The organism is Nostoc sp. (assembly GCF_036916655.1).
Taxonomy (GTDB): domain Bacteria; phylum Cyanobacteriota; class Cyanobacteriia; order Cyanobacteriales; family Nostocaceae; genus Nostoc.
Genome location: NZ_JBALFY010000049.1, coordinates 1 through 1,655 on the forward strand (window position 1 = coordinate 1; position 1,655 = coordinate 1,655).

The 1,655-nt window shown below is 42.8% G+C and carries 3 protein-coding genes; all 3 read right to left on the reverse strand.

The window, feature by feature from the left end; translation table 11 throughout:
- Window positions 1-107 precede the first annotated feature (107 nt).
- The 3 genes from V7L31_RS13225 to V7L31_RS13235 are packed head-to-tail and all read right to left on the reverse strand — an operon-like array spanning window position 108 to window position 1,654.
- Window positions 108-707 carry an alpha-ketoglutarate-dependent dioxygenase AlkB family protein gene (locus tag V7L31_RS13225; RefSeq protein ID WP_334696645.1) on the reverse strand — a complete coding sequence of 200 codons (600 nt, stop codon included), beginning with the start codon at window positions 705-707 and terminating at the stop codon, window positions 108-110.
- A gap of 45 nt (window positions 708-752) precedes the next feature.
- Complete coding sequence (locus V7L31_RS13230; protein ID WP_334696646.1) at window positions 753-1,475, reverse strand: KilA-N domain-containing protein; 723 nt, start codon at window positions 1,473-1,475, stop codon at window positions 753-755.
- Between the two features lie 59 nt (window positions 1,476-1,534).
- Window positions 1,535-1,654: a DUF1392 family protein gene (locus V7L31_RS13235; RefSeq protein ID WP_334696647.1), complete on the reverse strand. Its 120-nt coding sequence runs from the start codon at window positions 1,652-1,654 to the stop codon at window positions 1,535-1,537.
- Window position 1,655 lies beyond the last annotated feature (1 nt).

The window sequence follows — 1,655 nt, forward strand, 5'->3', positions numbered from 1 at the left end:
GCCGCTTTGAGATTCTTTTAGACTTGAGAAAGAGAAAAGGTTATTGGGATTGGGTTAAAGGAGTGAGAACAATTCCTTTCCCCTTTGCCCTTACCCCCTTACCCTTCTCATTTCCCGCCTCCGGTGTGCGGTCGAAAAGTCAAATTAATACGGGTACTAACAACTTTGTTGGTCTTGGGAACCTGATGCAGATGTGTAGACTGAGAGCCTGGGTGCATCACAAGTAGACTGCCGTGTTCCAGCCAGAAATCTGTTGCTTTGCCATTTCTCGGTTTGATTTGAAATTTGCGACATGAACCCAGGCTTACCGATGCGATTGCAGGGTTAGATCCCATTGATGCTTCATTGTCGGAATGCCACCCGATAGAATCAGTCCCCGTGCGGTATTGATTGCCGATGACAATGCGGAATTTGTAACCAGTTAATGCAGTTATGCGATCGCGCAAGTTAGCCAGATTATCTGTCCAAGTCAGGGGTTTCAAAAATACGCTGTTGGAATAAAGGTAATCGCATCCGGCATCACCATAAATGCACTCAAGGCGGGGGATGGGCATTGTTTTACCCAACATTCTGATTTGATTCTGCTGCCACTCCAGTTTCAAGCAGTGTTGGTAGAGTTCGTTTGCAAGTTCTTGGCTTAAGAAATCGGGGTAATAGCTGACTGGTAAAACTGGGACTGATTCAGCAAATAAATTGAGTTGTTGCATGGTACTTTTGTCCTACTATTGAAAGTATTCTGAAGACAATTATTGTTAGTTTTGACCAGTAGAGAAAACCTCAATCAACACACTTTCTGGATACAAACCGACTTTTCCAAACCGGGGATCATGAATACGTTCTATTTCTATTCCTTGTTTTCGGCACAATGCACTTGCCTTTCTACCTTTAGTACCTGCTTCTTTTACAGATATTTCTAAACCTTGAAGATTAGCGAAACCAACAACACTATATTTATGGCCGCATGGTGTATTTACTCTGTCTTGTTCAACTTCAACCGCTTTTAATCGGTGCAAAATTTCAGTCTGTTGCTGCTGTTGTTGGAGTAAATGCTGTTCTTGCTCTGCCAGTTGTTGTGCGATCGCAGCGAGTAACTGTATTTGTGTCATTGACTGCTGCTGTACAGGCTCTTGAGCCATCATCACTTTCATTAAGGTTCTGTTGGCCCAGATGCGGAACTCGACAGAAACCCACTGCGCTAAATCAATCGCTATTTCTGGATGAATCCAAGTACCTTGAGAACTGCCATAGCCATCAACTTCGATGACAAGAGACGATATCGGGATTCCGATGTCGTTTGAAAGTGCTGTCCAGTAAGCTTTTGTGGACTTCCTTTCTTTGTAATGCCCCCAAGACTTATTATTTGCATGGCACATCTGAGTTGCATTTACGTAGCCTTTGGGTATGCTGTATTTGCCTAGCTGCCCAACTTCTGGCATTTGGTTAATATCTGAGTCACGCCATTTGTGTATCAACATAATTAACTCCCTGGTTATTGCTCAAACAGTGAAGAAAGAGGAATTGCAATCTCAGAAACTCAAGCATTCACGCGCATCAAACTTCTTTCACCAACTAATGAGAAACGATTCGATATAGTTGGTGTCTTAATTAACGTTGGCGACATTAATTCAACAAGGTAAAACCAAGAATTATGCACC